17 protein-coding genes are annotated in these 17799 nt (G+C 67.8%); 12 read left to right on the top strand and 5 right to left on the bottom strand.

The genetic code is table 11. The annotated features are described in order from the left end of the window. Window positions 1-39 precede the first annotated feature (39 nt). From OC184_RS09870 to OC184_RS09860, 3 genes are all read right to left on the bottom strand, one after another. Complete coding sequence (locus OC184_RS09870) at window positions 40-924, bottom strand: AraC family transcriptional regulator (protein ID WP_265507034.1); 885 nt, start codon at window positions 922-924, stop codon at window positions 40-42. A 258-nt stretch (window positions 925-1182) separates the two neighbouring features. Next, window positions 1183-2631 (bottom strand): xylulokinase, encoded by a 1449-nt coding sequence (gene xylB, locus OC184_RS09865; protein ID WP_265507033.1) that lies wholly within the window; start codon window positions 2629-2631, stop codon window positions 1183-1185. A gap of 10 nt (window positions 2632-2641) precedes the next feature. Next, a complete protein-coding gene (locus OC184_RS09860; RefSeq protein WP_265507032.1) occupies window positions 2642-3685 on the bottom strand; it encodes an NAD(P)-dependent alcohol dehydrogenase in 1044 nt (347 codons plus the stop codon). Between the two features lie 319 nt (window positions 3686-4004). Here OC184_RS09860 and OC184_RS09855 point away from each other — a divergent pair, with 319 nt between their 5' ends. Genes OC184_RS09855 through OC184_RS09825 form a run of 7 tightly spaced genes read left to right on the top strand, consistent with a single transcriptional unit; the run spans window position 4005 to window position 10016 of the window. Beyond that, complete coding sequence (locus OC184_RS09855; protein WP_265507031.1) at window positions 4005-5015, top strand: cytochrome c oxidase subunit II; 1011 nt, start codon at window positions 4005-4007, stop codon at window positions 5013-5015. Further along, a complete protein-coding gene (ctaD, locus tag OC184_RS09850) occupies window positions 5012-6931 on the top strand; it encodes a cytochrome c oxidase subunit I (RefSeq protein ID WP_265507030.1) in 1920 nt (639 codons plus the stop codon). Before OC184_RS09855 ends, ctaD begins: the two co-directional genes overlap by 4 nt. Before the next feature lie 2 nt (window positions 6932-6933). Continuing rightward, on the top strand, window positions 6934-7539 hold the full coding sequence (locus OC184_RS09845) for a cytochrome c oxidase subunit 3 (protein ID WP_265507029.1): 606 nt from the start codon (window positions 6934-6936) through the stop codon (window positions 7537-7539). Continuing rightward, on the top strand, window positions 7536-7952 hold the full coding sequence (locus OC184_RS09840; protein ID WP_265507028.1) for a hypothetical protein: 417 nt from the start codon (window positions 7536-7538) through the stop codon (window positions 7950-7952). The genes OC184_RS09845 and OC184_RS09840 overlap by 4 nt, the downstream gene beginning before the upstream one ends. 2 nt (window positions 7953-7954) lie before the next feature. Then, window positions 7955-8809 carry a cytochrome c oxidase assembly protein gene (locus OC184_RS09835; RefSeq protein WP_265507027.1) on the top strand — a complete coding sequence of 285 codons (855 nt, stop codon included), beginning with the start codon at window positions 7955-7957 and terminating at the stop codon, window positions 8807-8809. Further along, window positions 8806-9156, top strand: coding sequence for a c-type cytochrome (locus OC184_RS09830; protein ID WP_265507026.1), 351 nt, complete (start codon window positions 8806-8808; stop codon window positions 9154-9156). Before OC184_RS09835 ends, OC184_RS09830 begins: the two co-directional genes overlap by 4 nt. Then, complete coding sequence (locus OC184_RS09825; protein WP_265507025.1) at window positions 9156-10016, top strand: c-type cytochrome; 861 nt, start codon at window positions 9156-9158, stop codon at window positions 10014-10016. The genes OC184_RS09830 and OC184_RS09825 overlap by 1 nt, the downstream gene beginning before the upstream one ends. Here OC184_RS09825 and OC184_RS09820 read toward each other — a convergent pair. After that, on the bottom strand, window positions 9962-11212 hold the full coding sequence (locus OC184_RS09820) for a cation:proton antiporter (RefSeq protein ID WP_265507024.1): 1251 nt from the start codon (window positions 11210-11212) through the stop codon (window positions 9962-9964). The two genes, OC184_RS09825 and OC184_RS09820, sit on opposite strands and share 55 nt — an antisense overlap. A gap of 157 nt (window positions 11213-11369) precedes the next feature. Between OC184_RS09820 and OC184_RS09815 the strand changes: the two genes are divergently transcribed. From OC184_RS09815 to OC184_RS09795, 5 genes are read left to right on the top strand one after another with little or no spacing between them, the layout of a single operon-like run. After that, the gene (locus tag OC184_RS09815; RefSeq protein WP_265507023.1) at window positions 11370-12467 is read left to right on the top strand and encodes an ABC transporter ATP-binding protein; all 1098 of its coding nucleotides are present in this window, start codon (window positions 11370-11372) and stop codon (window positions 12465-12467) included. After that, window positions 12460-13533 carry an MBL fold metallo-hydrolase gene (locus OC184_RS09810; protein WP_265507022.1) on the top strand — a complete coding sequence of 358 codons (1074 nt, stop codon included), beginning with the start codon at window positions 12460-12462 and terminating at the stop codon, window positions 13531-13533. The genes OC184_RS09815 and OC184_RS09810 overlap by 8 nt, the downstream gene beginning before the upstream one ends. Beyond that, a complete protein-coding gene (locus tag OC184_RS09805; protein WP_265507021.1) occupies window positions 13530-14123 on the top strand; it encodes a histidine phosphatase family protein in 594 nt (197 codons plus the stop codon). Before OC184_RS09810 ends, OC184_RS09805 begins: the two co-directional genes overlap by 4 nt. Beyond that, a complete protein-coding gene (locus OC184_RS09800) occupies window positions 14120-15091 on the top strand; it encodes an ABC transporter substrate-binding protein (RefSeq protein WP_265507020.1) in 972 nt (323 codons plus the stop codon). Before OC184_RS09805 ends, OC184_RS09800 begins: the two co-directional genes overlap by 4 nt. Then, on the top strand, window positions 15081-16790 hold the full coding sequence (locus OC184_RS09795) for an ABC transporter permease (protein ID WP_265507019.1): 1710 nt from the start codon (window positions 15081-15083) through the stop codon (window positions 16788-16790). Before OC184_RS09800 ends, OC184_RS09795 begins: the two co-directional genes overlap by 11 nt. Here the strand turns inward: OC184_RS09795 and OC184_RS09790 are convergent. After that, window positions 16787-17779, bottom strand: a complete 993-nt coding sequence (locus OC184_RS09790) for a GlxA family transcriptional regulator (protein WP_265507018.1) — start codon at window positions 17777-17779, stop codon at window positions 16787-16789. The two genes, OC184_RS09795 and OC184_RS09790, sit on opposite strands and share 4 nt — an antisense overlap. Window positions 17780-17799: the final 20 nt, after the last annotated feature.

The raw sequence follows: 17799 nt of genomic DNA, 5'->3' as shown, positions 1-17799 counted from the left end.
TGGTGGTCCCCGGCTTGGGCCAGGGGATCGGTGTCACGGTCAACCTGCCATGCGGATCGTGCGGTTGGCCGCGAAAGTCGCGCGAAACTCTGACGGCGACATCTTCTTCAGCTTGAGAAAATGCCGATTGAAGTTCGACAGGTTCGAAAAGCCGACCTCGAAGCAGATGTCGGCCACCTTGGCGTCGGGGTCTGAAAGCAGCATGTGGCACGCCAGGTCGATGCGCAGCTGGTTGCGATAGCGCACCAGCGTCGTGCCGGTGTGGCGCTTGAACGACCGCGAGAAGGCGCTTGTGCTCTGGCCGGTCAACTCGGCCAGCTCGCCTTCGCTCAGCGGCTCGTGCAGGTTTTCCCGCAGGTGACCGATCGCGCGGTTCATGTCGGAGTCCTCGGCCCGCTCAAGGTCCAGAACGAAGCTGAGACTGGCCAGCGTCTGCGACCGCGGCGCGTTCGCCAGCAGGTCGAGGATCTGGAAGAACAGCCCCAGCCGCTGGACGCCGCGCGACTCGATCAGCGCACCGATCAGCGGCCGCACCGCCCGGCTGGTCGTGTCGTCAAACAGGATGCCCCGGCGGCTGCGTTCCAGCAGATGCTGCACACCGGACATTTCTGGGAATGCAGCACGAGCGCTTTCGATGAAGCTTTCTGGGAACTGGATGACCTCGGTCCGCTGCGGCACGACCTCGTCGGGTGCGGTGGCACTGATCCAGTTCTGCGGCAGGTTGGGGCCGGTCATGATCAACTGGCCCGGGCCGAATTCGCCGACATGGTCGCCGATGTAGTATTTGCCGGTCGTCGCCACGACCAGATGGATTTCGTATTCGGGGTGGAAATGCCAGCGCACCGTCCGAAACGGATAGCCATGCTTCCAGGCGGCAAAGGATTCACCCTTGCGGATATGCACCAGCTCCAGATCCGGCTGCATCATGTCCCCCTCTCCCGCCGGCGCGGCCCGCTATCGCGGTGCCACCCTCCTGTCGGCGCCGATCCAAGGTAGCATCCTGGCAATATGCCAGGCCACGACGGCAGAGACTTTCTTCCAATACTTTTTTTACATGATGCGCCCGTATTTCATCAGCCCACACGCAGAGGGCGATGATGCAACTGCAAAGGCACGCTGCAATGCAGCGTGCCTTTGCCCGACCTTCACCCAGGATTACCCGGTCAACGCTGGCAAAAAGTCTCAGCTCAGGCTGCGCAACTGCGGGTAGGCGCGGCGGAACGTGTCGTACTTTTCTGCGTACAGCGCGGCCAGTTCCGGTTCGGGCCGAACCTCTGCACCGACTGCCGGCGCGGCGAATATGCGGTCAGAGATGTCATCTTCGGCGCAAGCCGCAGCCAGCCGTGCGGCGCCCAGCGCGGCGCCCAGATCGCCCGAGCGCGGCTTCAGCAGAGTGAGCCCCGTCACCGCCGCGATGATCTGCAGCCATTGGTCGGACCGCGCACCGCCGCCGACGACATAGGCCGCGTCGAGGCCCGATCCGGCGGCCCGCATGGCACGGTCGCAGTCGGCGAAGGCCATGGCCACGCCCTCCATTACAGACTGTACGAGGTCGGGCAAACCTGCCGCGCGCGTCAGGCCCCAGAAGGCGCCGGTGGCACCGGGGTCGTTGTGAGGCGTCCGCTCGCCGGACAGATAGGGCAGGAAGCCTGAGCACGCAGGGGCGGTGATCTGCGTGGGCAGCAACGCAGCCAGATCAGCGACCGGACGACCCACGATTTCGGACAGCCAGGTCAAGCCGTCGGTCGCGGACAGGAAGACGCCCATCTGATGCCAGGTTTCCGGCACCGCGTGGCAGAAGGCATGCACCGCGTCCTGCGTGTTTGGGGCGAAGCTGTCGGTGGCCGCGAACAACACGCCCGAGGTTCCCAGTGACAGGAACCCCGTCCCCGGTGCGACGATGCCCATGCCGCAGGCGGTCGCGGCATTGTCGCCGCCGCCGCCAGCCACCGGCACCTGCGGAACGCCCCAACGCTGCGCCAGATCGCGCCGCAGATGACCGGAAAGCGCGGTCCCCTCGACCAGAGCGGGCATGTGGTTGCGCGACAAGCCGGTCGCGGCCAGCAGGTCGTCCGACCAGTCGCGGCGCTTGACGTCCAGCCACAGCGTCCCCGCGGCATCTGACATGTCAGACACGTGCTCTCCGGTCAGCCACAACCGGACATAGTCCTTGGGCAGCAGGACCTTGGCTGTGCGCTCGAAGATAACAGGCTCATTCTGCGCGACCCACAGCAGCTTGGGCGCCGTGAAACCGGCCATGACGATGTTGCCGCCGATGCCACGGAAGTCGGCCCGTGATTCCAATTCGGCGCATTGGTCGCCAGACCGTCCGTCGTTCCACAGGATGCAGGGGCGCAGCGGACGGTCCGACGCGTCCAGCAGGGTGGCACCGTGCATGTGGCCCGACAGGCCGATGCCGCGCAACGTGGCCATCGCCTCGGGCCGGGATGCGGCCAGCTCGCCGATCACCGCCTCGCAGGCGGCGATCCAGCTGTCGGGGTCCTGCTCGGACCAGCCGGGCGCGGGGCGCGATACGGTCAGGGGCGCATGCGCGGCGCCGATCTCGGCGAAGCTGCCGTCCAAGAGGATCGCCTTGACCCCCGAGGTGCCGATATCCAGTCCAAGATACATCCCTGCCCCCTTATTCCACCGGCATTTCGATCTGGATCTTGACGTCGGTCTCGCGTCCCTCGACGGCGCGGTCGAAGGCGGCGATGCTGTCTGCGAATGGCACCGTCAGAGAGATCAGCGGCTTCAGGTCCACCTTGCCGGCCGCGATCAGGGAAATCGCTCGGTCATAGACGTTGGCATAGCGGAACACCGTCTCGACCCGCAGCTCCTTGGCCTGCAGACCCACGATGTCGAAGGGCACCGGATCGACCGGCATGCCGACCAGCACGATGGTCCCGCCGGGACGCGCCAGCTGCGGCACGCCGAGAATGGCAGGCGCCGCGCCGGAACATTCGAACACGACATCGGCGCCCCAGTCGTCGGTGGCCTTGGCGATTGCCTCGGCCGCCGGGGTCTCGCGGATGTTGATCGTCTCGATGCCCGGATAGGCGCCGATGATGTCCAGCTTTGGCTGGGCCAGGTCGCTGACATAGACCTTGGAGCACCCGCCGGCCAGCGCCGCCAGCGCCGTCATCATGCCGATGGGCCCCGCGCCGGTGACGACTGCGATGTCGCCCGGCTGGATGCGCGCCCGCATGGCAGCCTGCATCCCGATCGCGAAGGGTTCGACCATCGCGCCTTCAGCGAAGGACACATGATCCGGCAACCGATAGGTGAAGGCGGCGGGATGCACGACCTCTGGCGTCAGGCAGCCGTGGATGGGCGGCGTCGCCCAGAAGCGCACCGCCGGATCGACGTTGTAGATGCCCAGCTTCGAGGCGCGCGACTGCGGGTCGGGGATCCCCGGCTCCATGCAGACGCGGTCGCCCACGGACAGGTGGCGAACCTGTTGGCCGACCTCGATCACGACGCCCGAAGCCTCGTGGCCGAGGACCATGGGCTCGTTCACGACGAAGGGGCCGATCTTGCCGTGGGTGTAATAGTGCACGTCAGACCCGCAGACGCCGACAGTGCGGACCGCGATGCGCACGTCGGTCGGACCGAGGTTCGTGTCCAGCGGGAAGTCGCGCAGCGACAGCTGACCCTTGCGTTCGAGAACCAGTGAAGTCGGCATGGGATCTCCCTCCTAATGACCTGCGGTTCGGCGACATGGCGCGGAACCGTCACGATCCAGCATCACCGATCGGCGCGTCGGTAAACCGCACGGACCACCTGCGGCCGCATGAATTTCGTTGACAGTAAAAAAACTATCGGCCGGGTCAAGCGATGTGCATGTGCGGCCGGTGCAGGAACAACCGGCGCGGTTGCTTGTTTAGGCAGCCGGACGACGGGCGCCGGTCCGGTCCGGTCAGACAGAGGGAGCGTCAGCATGACAGCCGCCGCGGTCCGCCACGGACCGGACAGACATGCCCCCGCGCGGGACAGGGACCCCCATGCGGCCTGAGCGCCGCATCAACGCGAGGCCACGAAGGGTCGTTCTTGGCGCCACCATGGCAGCCGCGCTGTCGGGATGCGAGGGGGTGCAGTCCGTCCTGTCGCCCGCCAGCGATGACGCGCGGATGGTCGCGGACTTGGCCTGGTGGATGTTCGCGACGGCGACCTTTATCTTCGTCGTCACCATGGGCCTGTTGATCACCGGGGTTGCGCTGCGCCACAAGCGCGAGGCGCGCCGGATCTCGTTTCGCAACGCGACGGTCATGGTGGTGATCGGCGGCGTCATCGCCCCCATCGCCGCCATTGTCGCGGTCAGCCTGTCGGGCGTGATGATCGGCGACGAGGTCGAGGGCGACGCCGGCAGCTCTGGCCCCGTCATCGAGGTTCACGGCAAGCGCTGGTGGTGGGAGTTCCGGTATCTGGACCGCGACGGCCGCGTCATCGCCACCACCGCGAACGAGCTGCACCTGCCGGTCGGCCAGCGCGCCACGCTTCGGCTGATGTCGGACAACGTGATTCACAGCTTCTGGGCGCCGAACCTTCAGGGCAAGACCGACCTGGTCCCCGGCAAGGTCAACACGCTTTATGCCGAACCCGACGTCGCCGGGCGCTGGCGCGGCCAGTGTGCCGAGTTCTGCGGCCTGCAGCACGGGCTGATGGGGTTTGTCGTCCAGGCCGACGCGCCGCAGGACTTCGACCGCTGGTTGCAGGCGCAGGCCGCCGGCGCCGTGGTCAGGGAAGGCCGTGGGCTTCAGGTCTTCATGGACCTGGGCTGCGGCGAATGCCACGCGATCCGCGGCACTGCGGCCGATGGCCAGAAGGGCCCCGATCTGACCCACCTGGCCTCGCGCCGCACGCTGGCGGCAGCGACGATCCCGAACTCCCGCGGGAACCTGGGCGGCTGGATCACCAGCCCGCAGGACATCAAGCCCGGCGCGCTGATGCCCGCCTTCGCCCCGCCATCCGACGACCTCGACGCCCTGTTGACCTATCTGGAGGCGCTGGAATGACCGACGCGACACCTGCGCTGGACCTGCGGGAACGCACCGACGACGAAGGCCGAGAGCGCCTGGCCCGGATCGAGCGGACCTGGGCATCGCCCACGGGGTTCCTGGGCTGGTTCATGCCGGTGAACCACACGGCGATCGGACGGCGGTTCATCGTCACGTCCTTCGTGTTCTTCCTCCTGTCGGGCGTTCTGGCGCTGGCCATGCGGCTGCAGCTTCTGGTGCCGCTGAACGACCTGCTGACGCCGGACCAGTACAACCAGATCATGACCGTCCACGGAACGGCGATGATGTTCCTGTTCGCGATTCCGGCGATGGAGGGGGTGGCGATTTATGTCGCGCCCCTGATGATCGGCGCCCGCGACATGGCGTTTCCGCGCCTCAATGCCTTCGGGTACTATGTCTACCTGATCGGCGGATCTGCCTTCTTCCTGTCGCTGTTCCTAGGCATGGCGCCGGCTGCCGGCTGGTTCAATTACGTCCCGCTGTCGAACAAGGAATTCGCCCCCGGCTATGGCGTCGACATCTGGACCACGATGATCACCTTCATCGAGGTATCCGCCCTGACCGCCGCGGTCGAGCTGATCGTGACGATCTTCAAGCTGCGCGCACCGGGCATGTCCCTGAACCGGCTGCCGATCTTCGTCTGGGCGGTTCTGGTCATGTCCTTCATGATGCTGTTCGCGATGCCGTCGGTCATCGTCGCATCCGCGATGCTGATGATGGACCGGCTGGTGGACACGCAGTTCTTCGTGACCGAGGGCGGTGGGTCGCCCCTTCTGTGGCAGCACCTCTTCTGGTTCTTCGGCCACCCCGAGGTCTATATCATCCTGGTCCCCGCGCTCGGCATCGTCACCACGATCATCGTGACCTTCACGCAGCGCCCGGTCTTCGGATACACCGCGCTGGTGCTGGCGATGGTGGGCATCGGGATGGTGTCCTTCGGCCTCTGGGTCCACCACATGTACACGACCGGCCTGCCGCTGATGGGGCGCAGCTTCTTCATGGCGGCATCTTCGATGATCGCCATTCCTTCAGGCGTGCAGGTCTATTGCTGGATCGCGACCATGTGGGGGGCAAAGATCCGCTTCGCCACGCCGATGCTGTTCGTGCTGTGCTTCTTCGCGGTCTTCATCGCGGGCGGCCTGACCGGGGTCATGGTCGCGTCGGTGCCCTTCGACCGGCAGGTGCATGACAGCTATTTCGTCGTGGCGCATTTCCATTATGTCCTGGTCGGCGGCGCGGTCTTTCCGCTGATGGCGGGGCTTTACTACTGGTTTCCGAAGATGACCGGCCGGATGATGTCCGAGCGCCTCGGCTGGTGGAGCGCGCTGCTGATCTTCCTGGGATTCAACCTGACCTTCTTTCCCATGCACCAGCTGGGGCTGGAGGGGATGCCGCGCCGCGTCTATACCTACGTACCCGAAATGGGCTGGCAGTTCCTGAACCAGCTGGCGACGGCGGGGTCTTTCGTTCTGGCGGCGGGCTTCGGGCTGACGCTGATCAACGCGATCCGCAGCGTGTTTTGCGGAGAGGTTGCGGGCGACAACCCCTGGAATGCGACCACGCTGGAATGGGCCACCGCCTCGCCGCCCCTGAACAGCAACTTTCCGCAGCCGCCGGTCATCGACAGCCACACGCCGATCTGGGACTGGCAGCAGGACGACGAACGCCCGGTGGTGGGCGGCCTGCGCGACGATCGCCGCGAGACGCTGGTGACCACGCTGCTGGATGCGCGCCCGGCGATGGTCCAGGTGCTGCCGGGGCCGACGCCCTGGCCTTTCGTGTCAGCCGTCGCGGCCTCGGTCGGCTTCATCGGACTGATCTTCAGCCCGTGGTTCTATGTCGTGGGCATCCTGGCCGTCTTCGCGACCTTCGTGCTGTGGTTCTGGCCCCGCCACCCCTATCGGGAGGAGTGAACATGCATGTCCGCGTGACCGTCGATGCGTCCGAACATCCCTCCTACGACCCGCATCATCACCCCCTGTGGTGGGGGGTCCTGGGCGCCGTTGCCATCGAGGCCGCAGTGGTCGCCACGCTGCTGACCAGCTATTTCTATCTGGCGCTGCAGTCGCCGGCCTGGCCGCCCGAGGGCGTCGATCCGCCGGACCTTCTGTGGCCGACGATCGTGCTGTGCCTGCTGCCCGCCAGCAGCTGGACGATGTGGTGGGCCGGCAAGGGATCGGACGCAGGCCGCAAGCGGCAGCTGGCGATCGGCGTGACCGCCAGCGTCGCCATCGCGTCACTCGCGCTGGTGGCGCGGTCGGTGCAGTTCACCGAACTGGACATCCGGTGGGACGATCACGCCTATGGGTCGATGCTGTGGACGATCACGGGGTTTCACTACACCCACATCGTGTCAGCCATCCTGGGTACAGCGGTCGTGTCGGTCCTGGCCTGGCGCGGCTATTTCACACCAGAGCGGCAGCTGGGCGTCGTGGTCGACACGCTCTACTGGTATTTCGTCGCGGCGGTGTTCCTGCCGATCTACCTGGTGCTTTATTGGGTGCCGCGGGTGCTCTCATGACCCGCAAGCCCGAAAGCCATCGCCCGCCCGAGACGAAGGACGAGGACAGCGACCTGATCCTGGCCCGGCAGGAGGGGCGCGAGGCGCTGACCCCCTGGGTCGGCTGGTTCCTGGCGCCGATGGCCTGGGCGCTGCACCAGGGCGGCGGCTATGCAATGGCACCGTGGCTGTGCGAATTCCAGGTCCGCTGGCCCTATCATGTTCTGACCGCAGTTGTGCTGACCATGTGCGCGGCGGGCTTTGGTGCGGCACTCCATGCGCTGCGCCGCGGCCGCAAGGTCCGCCCCCATCGCAGTGCCGAGCGTCTGCGCATGATGGCGCTGGTGGGCTTCATGCTGTGCGCCGCCGCCTGCGGCGGGATCGTCGTCGAATATGCCGGTTCCTTCTGGATCGAGCTCTGCACGGGAGTCTGAAGATGAGAGCGCTCTTCTTTGCCCTGCTGTTCCTGCCAACGACCGCGCTGGCGCATGATGGTCATGCCGCCCCGGTCAACGACATCTGGGCGCTGGTGCCGCTGTCTGTGGGCGGCGCGATCTACGCCTTGGGTGTTCTGCGGATATGGCGGCAGGGGGGCGTCGGGCGCGGGATCAGCCGCATACGGGTCGCGCTGTTCGCGGCGGGATACCTGCTGGCGGCCGGGCTGCTGCTGTCGCGCCTGTCGGACCTGACCCGGCTGTTGCTGACGGCACACATGATCCAGCACTTCGCGCTGATGCTGATCGCCGCGCCGCTGATGGTCCTGGGTCGCCCCGGTCTGGTCGCGCTGTGGGCGATGCCGCAATCGTGGCGGGAGCCGCTGGCGCGGGCGGGCGACGCGCGGCCCTGGCGCTGGCTGTCGCATCCTCTCGGGGCCTGGATCACCTATTTCGTGGTCCTGTGGGGATGGCACCTGCCGCCGCTGCATCAGGCGGCGCTGCTGTCGGACGGGGTCCACGCGGCGCAGCATTTCAGCTTTCTCGGCGCGGCGATGTTGTTCTGGCATGCCGTGCTGGAACGTCCGCGGGCCGAGGGCCGGGTCGGCGCCTTCTTCGCGGTCTTCGCGACCGCCGTCCATTCCTGCGCGCTGGCGGCGCTGCTGACGACGTCGCAGGTGCTGTGGTATCCGGCCTATCGCGGCGGCGCCTGGGGGCTGGACCGGATGCAGGACCAGCAGCTGGGCGGGCTGATCATGTGGGTCCCCTGCTGCGCGATCTTCATCGGCACGGCGGTGTCGCTGATGGCGCGGCTGCTGTCGGACACCGACCGCCGGATGCAGAGGACCGCCAGATGAGGACGCCGCTGCTGTTTTCCCTTGCCCTAAGCTTCTGCCAGCCGCCCGGCCAGTTGTCGCAGGACGAAACCGCGCGCGCGCAGGCGCTGATCCGCGCGCATGGCTGCTGGTCCTGCCATACCGTGCCGGGCATGGCCGGGCCGGCGCCCAACACCGGCCCGCCGCTGACGGGTCAGGCCGAAAAGGCCTATGTCGCGGGTGTGGCGCCGAACACGCTCGACATGCTGACGGCCTTCATCCTTGATCCGCAGGCCATCGACCCGCGCAGCGCGATGCCTGACCTCGGCCTCTCGGGGGACGAGGCGCAGCTGATCGCCCGTTATCTTCTCGCCCACGGGGGAACATGATGAGACGCTGGCTTGGCGCATTCCTGGTCTCGACCGGCTCCATCGCCGCGGCAGGTGCGGGCGTGCTGCTGCTGGGAGAGTTCTACAACCTTTCCGCCGTCCGGCAGCACCCGGCCTGGGTCTATGGCGCGATCGCGCTTGGCCGCGACGCGGTGATCGCGCTGGACAGCAGCGGCATCGACCTGCCCGACGGTTTCACCCCCATTGCCACGCCGCAGAACGCTGCGATGTTTCAGGACAACTGCGCGCGCTGCCACGGCGCACCCGGCCTGCCGCCCGAGGATTTCGCGCTGGCCATGCTGCCGGTGCCGACGAACCCGGTGGACATGGCGATGAACCGGTCGCCGGAACAGATCTATCGCTTTGTCAGCGAGGGCCTGAAGATGAGCGGCATGCCCGCCTGGCAGCAGCGCATGACCGAGGACGAGATGTGGGACGTCACCGCGCTGGTCGAGGCGCTTCCGGACCTGTCCCCCGCGGAATACCAGGCGTTGCTGGCGTCCGCGCCACAGCCCCGCCCGGAACCTGCGGCCCCGACCTCCTTGGACGCCGATCCCGACCGCGCCCCGTTGCTGATGCAGCAATATGCCTGCCGGTCCTGCCACATCATCCCCGGCCTGGTGGGACGAAAGGTTCACGTGGGGCCGTCTCTGGAACGTGCAGGCTCGCGGCGCTATATCGCCGGCGTGCTGCCGAACACGCCCGAGAACATGATCCGCTGGATCATGGACCCGCAGAAGGTCGATCCGCTGAGCGCGATGCCGAATCTCGACGTGTCGCGAGACGTGGCGGCCGACATGGCGGCCTATCTCTTCCGGCTGTCCCCCCCGGAACTGCACGAGCGCGACGAGGCGCCGTAGCGCCGCACGGCGGGCGCCGCCGTGACGCCGTGGATCACGATCGATGTGGCGACCATCGCGCTGGCGACGTGCCAGAAGATCATGTCGCCCGTTTTCTCGGATGCGTCGAGGCTGTAGAAGATCGCGGCCACGCCGATGGGGGCGAACCAGCCCGCGAACAGCAGGTCGCGCCGGCAGAGGCCGCCCCCCAGCCACGGGGCCAGCACCGCCACGACCGGCGGACGTCGCAGCACCAGGATGCCCGCCACCAGCACCAGGAGCGGCCACCCGAGGGATGCCCAGCCGCTCCACGGGATCGCCAGGCCGAACAGGGAGAAGATCGGCACCGTCAGCAGTTTGCTGATCGTCTCCTGCACCGACTGCTCCTCGAAGTCCTCGCGCCGGTCGGCAAAGAAGCAGAAGCCCGCGCCTGCCGAGAAGGCGGTCAGGATGCCGTCGACCCCGATCGTGCGCGACAGGCCCAGTGCCGCCAGCGACAGCGCAAGGGTCAGCCCATGTAGGGAATGCTGCTCGGCCAGCTTGTACCGGTCCGAGATCTTCAGCGCCCTCGCCACCAGCCAGCCGGCCCCCAGGCCCAGAAGGACCGCGCCCAGCACTTCCTTGAACAGGATCTCGGCCACCCGCATGCCGTCAAGCGTCTGTCCGTCCATCAGCACCGTCAGCGGAAGCATGACGAACAGAAAGCCCAGCCCGTCATTCGCGCCCGATTCGAGCGACAGCGTGCTGCGCAACCTGTCCGGCAGGATGTTTTCTGCAAACGGTCCCGTCACGATCGAGGTCGCGACGACAGGGTCGGTAGGCGTCAGGATCGCCCCGATCAGCAGCGCCGTCGCGGCCCCTGCCCCAAGCACCCCCCAGGCGACTAGGCTGGACATGGCCCACATCCCCGCCATGCCCAGCGTCAGCAGCACCGCCGTCGGCCTCAGGACCCGTTTCCAGCTGTCGGGCGGGGTGCGGATGGCGATGCCCAGGACGCTGATCGCGATGGTGATGCGCGCAATCTCTCGCAGAATGACATGCAGGTTCGGCCAATCCTGAGGTCGGATCCAGCCGAGGACCGCCGGCCCCGCCAGGATGCCCGCAGACATCGCCAGGATCGGGATCGAAATCACGCTCCGCTCCAACTTGGCCGAGATCATCCCCAGCAACAGCGGCACCACCGCCAGCAGCAACATCGCTTGATAGATCGTCGTCACCCCGCGCCCCCTGCTGTTTGAGGTCCCTGAACCAAGGCAGCGCCCCGAAGTTCCTGTGTAATTCCGCGGGAACCATGCGACCTGTCACCAGAGTTTCATGTTCATGTCGCAGGCCGTACATGTTTCACCCGTAGGTCCGCGGCGAAAGGTGTCGGCAATGCGCAATATCCGTGCCAGCGGTCTGGCAAAATCATTCTCCAGTACCCGCGTGCTGCATGATATCGACCTGGACCTGCCTGGCGGGGCGTTCCTGGCGCTGCTGGGGCCTTCGGGCTGCGGTAAGACCACGCTTCTGCGCCTGATCGCCGGGCTCGAGGTTCCAGACTCGGGCAGTCTCCATTTCGGCGACCGGATGATCCTGGGGCCGGGCCGCTTCGTGCCGCCCGAGGATCGCGACCTGGGGATGGTCTTCCAGTCCTATGCCCTGTGGCCCAACATGACGGTGCGCGGCAATGTGGACTTTGCGCTGAAGGCGCGTCGCCTGCCCCATGCGGAACGCGCGGCCCGGGTCGATGAGATGCTGCAGGCCGTGGGTCTGGCCCATCTGGCCGACCGGCGACCGCATCAGCTGTCCGGCGGCCAGCGCCAACGGGTCGCGCTGGCACGGTCACTGGCGCTGCGCCCGTCGCTGCTGCTGCTGGACGAGCCGCTGGCGAACCTGGACGCGCATCTGCGCCACCGCATGCTGGCCGAGTTCCGGCGCCTGCACGCCGCGACCGGGACGACCTTCGTCCTTGTCACGCACGATCAGGACGAGGCGATGGCGGTGGCCAGCCATATCGCCGTCATGGATGCCGGTCGCATCCAGCAGGTCGGCACGCCCGAAGACCTCTACCGTCGTCCGGCAACGCCGATAGTCGCGCGCTTCATCGACCACGGCATCACGCTGCCGGTCGCGATCACGGCGACGCACGAGGGTCGCTGCGATCTGGTCCTTGGCGGCACGTCGCTTTCTCTGCCGGGCGATGCACGACCGGGGCGCGGCTGGCTGTGCCTGCACCGCCCGGACCTGCGCCTCTCGGCCGGCGCAGGGCATCTGCGGGCCGAGGTCCTGTCGCAGACCTTCCTGCACGGACGCTATCTGACGCATGTCCTGCCGCGCGGCATCGACATCGATTCGCTGTCGCTGGCGGTGGATCGCCCGCTGCCCGCACATGCGCAGATCGGCATCGACATCACTGGCGGGTGGGTCATCGGCGACGGGACCTGCGCCCAGGGCCATGACGCTACCGCGAAAGAGCAAGCCGATGCCTGAGCTGGTCGCCATTTCGGGCGTGGGGGTCAAGGGACCGGCGTGCTTCCTGCTGCGGATGCAGGGTCGCAACCTGCTGCTGGACCTGGGGCGCGGTCCCGACGGCGCGACACTGCCGGACCTGCAGGGCCTGCCCCCGATCGACGCGATCCTCTTCAGCCACGGCCATGCCGACCACACCGGCGGGCTGGAGCTGTGGGAAGACCTGGGCAAGCCGCCGCTCTTCGCCACCTCGCCCACCATCGCGCTGGCCCGGCAGCCGGCCCTGCAACAGGCCATTGCCCTTGAGACGCTGGACAAGATCTGCGGCCTGCCGCTGGAGACCGGCCCCGCCGGCCATGCCCCCGGCGCCGTCTGGATGCGCATCGGCGGCCCGCAGGGGCTGCTCTATACCGGAGACATCAGCGCCGAGAGCGTCCTTTTCCGCTATCGCCAGCCGCCTGCCGCGCAAGCGCTGATCCTGGACAGTGCTTATGGCGCCCTGGGCGAGGCCTTGGGGCGGCAGATGCAGACGATCCTGGCGCTGGCCGACGGGCCGGTCCTGTTCCCCTGCCCCGCAGGCGGCCGGGGGCTGGAGATTGCCTGGACCTTCCTGCGACACGGGCTTCCGGTCTCGATCTGCTCGTCGCACCGTCAGGTCGCCACGCGGCTGCGCGACTTCACCGACTGGCTGAACGCCGGCAGCGCCGAGGCGCTGGACCACCTGCTGCAGCACACCGGTCAGCTGGACGAGGATTCGCGTCTGCGCGGCATCATGGTCGCGGCCAGTCCGAACCTCGACGGCGGCACCGCGCGCCCGCTGGCGCAGCGGATCGTGCAGGACGGTGGCGCCCGGATCGTGCTGACCGGACATGTCGGCCGGGGCAGCCAGGCCGAGGATCTGCTAGCCGCCGGCAAGGCCGAATTCCACCGCTGGAACGTGCATCCGTCCTTCAGCGGCGCCAGTGACATCGTCACCGCCTGCGCGCCCCGCACCATGATCGCCGCCTTCTGCGATCCCGGTACGCTGGACCGGTTGCGCACGGCCAGCGGCTGGCCCATCGCCAAGGGCGAAAGGCTGACCTGGTGAGCCTTCTGGACCATCCCGTGATCCACCTTCTGCGGCACGGTCAGACGGCGCTGAACGCGGCAGAGCTGGTCTGCGGTGCAACCGACATCCCGCTGACCAGCCTTGGCCGCCGCCAGGCAGACGATGCTGCGCGGGCCTGGCGCAACCTGCCGATCGGCCGCCTGATCGTGTCCCCCCTGCTGCGCGCGCGCCAGACGGCCGACGCCTTTGTCCGACAGCGCCCCGGCCTGCGGGTCGAGGTTGCGCCGCTGCTGGCGGAACGCGACTGGGGCGCATGGGAGGGCCAGCCCCGCGCCGTCCTGGCCCGCGACGCGACGCCTTACGGCGGCGAGGGCCCCCTGGCCTTCCGCGACCGCATCCGCGCCGGCCTGATCGCCATCGCCGCCCCCGCCGTCCCTGAGGACCCGCCGCTGATCGTCGCCCATTCCGGCACCGTCAGAGAGATCATGGCCCTGCTGGCCCTGCCGTTCCACCGCCCCCGCAACTGCGAATTGCTGACCCTGTCGCGCGACGACCGCGGCACCTGGTCGGCCACGCCGCCGCGGCCGACCCCGGACACCCCCGCTTCCAACTCCAAGAGGATCGCATGACCCGCACCCTTCTTCTGACGACCGCCCTGACCGGCTTTGCGCTGTCGGCCCAGGCCGAGACGCTGACCGTCTACACCTCGCAGCCGCAGGACCAGATGACCGAGGTGATCGCCGCCTTCAACGAGGAGCACCCCGAGATCGAAGTCGAGCTGTTCCGCAGCGGCACGACCGAGGTGATGGCCAAGCTTCAGGCCGAATTCGCCGCCGGTGGATCGCCCGCCGACGTGCTTCTGATCGCCGATGCGGTCGCCATGACGCAGCTGAAGCAGGACGACCGCCTGATGGCCTATCCTCAGGCGCCGACCGACGGCATCTCGCCCGCGCTGCTGGACGACGACCAGATGTTCTTCCCCACGAAGCTGATCACCACCGGCATCGTCTATAACGCCAATCTGGTGGACACGCCGCCGACGTCCTGGGCGGATCTGGCAAAGCCGGATGTCGCCAGCCGGACGATCATGCCCTCGCCGCTCTATTCCGGGGCCGCGGCGATCCATGTGGGAACGCTGGTGCAGCAGCCCGACATGGGCTGGGAATTTATCGAGGCGATGGCTGATGGCGGCGCGGTTGCCGGCCAAGGCAACGGCACCGTCCTCGAGGCCGTGGCGCGCGGCGAAAAGGCCTATGGCGTGCTGGTCGAATACATGGCGATGAACGCGAAGGACCAAGGTTCTCCGGTGGACTTCGTCTTCCCGTCCGAGGGCGTGACGGCGGTGACGCAGCCGGTCGCAATTATGGCCGGCACCGACGCGCCCGAAGCCGCAAAGGCCTTTGTCGACTGGCAGCTGTCGCAGGCAGCCCAGGCGCAGTCGGTCGATCAGGGCTATTTCCCGCTGCTGGAGGGGATGGAGGCGCCCGGAGGCTATCCCGACCCCGCCACGCTGACGGTGATCGAGGCCGACAACGCCAGGCTTCTGTCTGACGGCGACGAGGTCAAGCAGACCTTCGCGGACCTCTATGGCGGCTGAACTGCGCCTGTTCGGCGACCCGAGGACCGGCGGTGGCGAGCGCATGCTTGCCATCGCGCTCTGCGCTTGGGTCGGCCTGATCACCATCTGGCCACTGGGACAACTTCTGCTGACCGCCTTCGCACCCGGCGACGAGGGCCGGATGCTGGGCGTGATGCGCGACACGCTGTCGTCGCGTGCAACCGGCCGCGCCTTCTGGAACACACTGACCCTGTCGCTGCTGTCGGTCGCGGTATCGGTGACGCTTGGCGCGGGGCTGGCCCTGGCGGTGGGCCTGCTGCGGATGCCCTTCCGGACGGTGCTGGCCTTCCTGGCGCTGATGCCGCTGATCATCCCGTCGCAGGTGACCGCGCTGGCTTGGATCGAGCTTCTGGGAACGCAGTCGCCGATCCTGGCGCCGCTTGGCGTGGCCCCGGCTCCGGGCAGCGGCAATCCCCTCTATTCAGGCCCCGGCATCGCGCTGATCATGGGGATCGAGCACATGCCGCTGGTCTTCATCGCCGTCGGCGCCGCGCTGAAGTCGCTGCCGGCCGACCTGATCGAGGCGGCGCGCATCGCCGCCATCCCGCCCCGGCTGGTGCTGGCGCGGATCGTCCTGCCGATCACCCTGCCCTCCGCCCTGGCGGGTGCGCTGCTGGCCTTCACGGCGGCGGTCGGGAATTTCGGGGTCCCGGCGCTTCTGGGGATCCCCGGCCGCGTGCCAATGCTGACGACGCTGATCTATCAGCGGCTGAACGCGTTTGGTCCCTCGGCCGCAGGGCAGGTCGCGGTGCTGGCGCTGATCCTGACGCTGATGGCGGTGGCGGCGCTGACGCTGCGCGGGCTTCTGATGCGCCACTTGCGGATGCGGATCGAGGACGGGCGCCGCTTCACTCCCGCGCGCCGTGCGCCGGTCTGGGTGCAGGCGCTGGTCTGGGCAAGCGTGCTCGCCGTTGCGGTGCTGCCGCTTCTGGCGCTGGTGCTGACATCGCTGGTCCCGGCCATCGGGGTGCCGTTTTCGTTGCAGGTGGCCAGCCTGGATCAATATCGGCAGGTGCTGGCCAATGACGCGGTGGCGCGAGCCTTCGCGAATTCGCTCATGCTCTCGGGCGCGGCGGCGGTGATCTGCACGCTGGTCGCGCTGCCACTGGCCTATCTGGCGATGCATCGCCCCGGCCCGGCGGTGGCGGCCATGGACCTGCTGGCCGAGGCGCCCTGGGTCGTGCCGGGCACCGTCGTCGCACTGGCGATGATCCTGGCCTTCCTGCCGCCGCTGCCGATGATCGGCCTGTCACTCTATGGCACGGCGGCGATCATCCTGATCGCCTATCTGGCGCGGTTCCTGCCGCTGGTGCTGCGCCCGGTCGCGGCGGCGGCGCAGGGTGACGACCCTGCCCTGGACGAGGCCGCGCGCATCGCCGGCATCGCCCTGCCCGCGCGGCTGACGCGCATCTTCGCGCCCTCGGTCCTCCCCGCCGCGCTGGCGGGCGCGATTTTGATCGCGATGACGGCCCTGAACGAATTGACGCTGTCGGCGCTGCTTTGGTCCTCGGGGCATGAAACCATCGGCGTGATGGTATTCTCGCTGCAATACGAGGGGAACTCGACCGCCGCAGCCGCCGTATCGGTCCTGTCGACGCTGCTGCTGTTCGGGCTGTGCCTTCTGGCCGACATCGCGGGGCGGCGTGGCGGCGGGCAGATCCTGCCCTGGCGAGGCTAGACCTTCTCCAGCGGCGCGGCGCCCTGCCGCCAGGCCTCGGGTGTCACGCCCATCTTCTCTCGGAAGATGCGGATCAGGTGGGACGCGTCGCAGAACCCGGTTTCAGCCGCGATCTGGCTGATGGTCCGGTCGGACCGTCCCAGAAGCATCCGCACCTGCGACAGCCTGACCCGCAGGAAGGCATCTGACGGCGACATGCCCAAGCGGTCGGTGAAGTGACGCTCCAGCTTGCGGCGGCTGACCTGCAGACGCTCGGCCACCTGCGCGACCGAGGGCGGGTCGTCCAGGTTCTGCTGCAGCAGCAGCAGCGCGCGGCGGACCAGCGGGTCGCGGCTGTTCAGCTCCAGCGGCAGGCCTGGCTGCGGATCGTCGGCGGCCATGGCTGCGTCGATGATCATGATGTGCAGGCTTTTCTGCGCGGCGGCGCGGCCGATATGCCGGTCGACCAGCCAGGCGGCCAGATGCGCCGAACTTGCGCCGCCAGAACAGGTCAGCCGGTCGCGGTCCACCACGAAGATGCGGTCGGACACCGGCACCAGCCCGTCGAACTGTTCCAGGAAATCGTCATGGTGAAACCAGCTGACACAGCAGCGATAGCCGTTCATCAGCCCGGCCCGGTGCAGCAGGAAGACGCCAGTGCAGACCCCCACCAGCGCCACCCCGGCACCGGCGGCACGCTGCAAGAACTCGGTCTGCTCGGGGTCAAGCGTCTCGGCCTGGTCGATCAGGCCGCCAACCACCACGACATAGTCGAAGCGCGACGGGTCACCCAAACGCTCGTCCGGGGTCACGGCGATGCCGCAGCTGGAACGGACAGGGTCGCGGCTGGCGGACAGCACGCTCCAGCTGCAGCGGATGGGGCGCGAACGGTCGCCCTCGTCCGCGGCCAGGCGCAGGACGTCGATGAAGTTGGCAAAGGCCGACAGCGTGAAGCGACGGGCCAGGATGAAGCCGACACGCAGGCCGGGTGCGGGATCGTTCTCGGGCATGGCGCAAAGATAACACGACA

It is taken from the genome of Paracoccus rhizosphaerae, from assembly GCF_026162645.1.
Lineage (GTDB): Bacteria > Pseudomonadota > Alphaproteobacteria > Rhodobacterales > Rhodobacteraceae > Paracoccus > Paracoccus rhizosphaerae.
The sequence above is the reverse complement of the archived record's forward strand: the minus strand, read 5'-3'. Positions and strand labels throughout refer to the sequence as shown.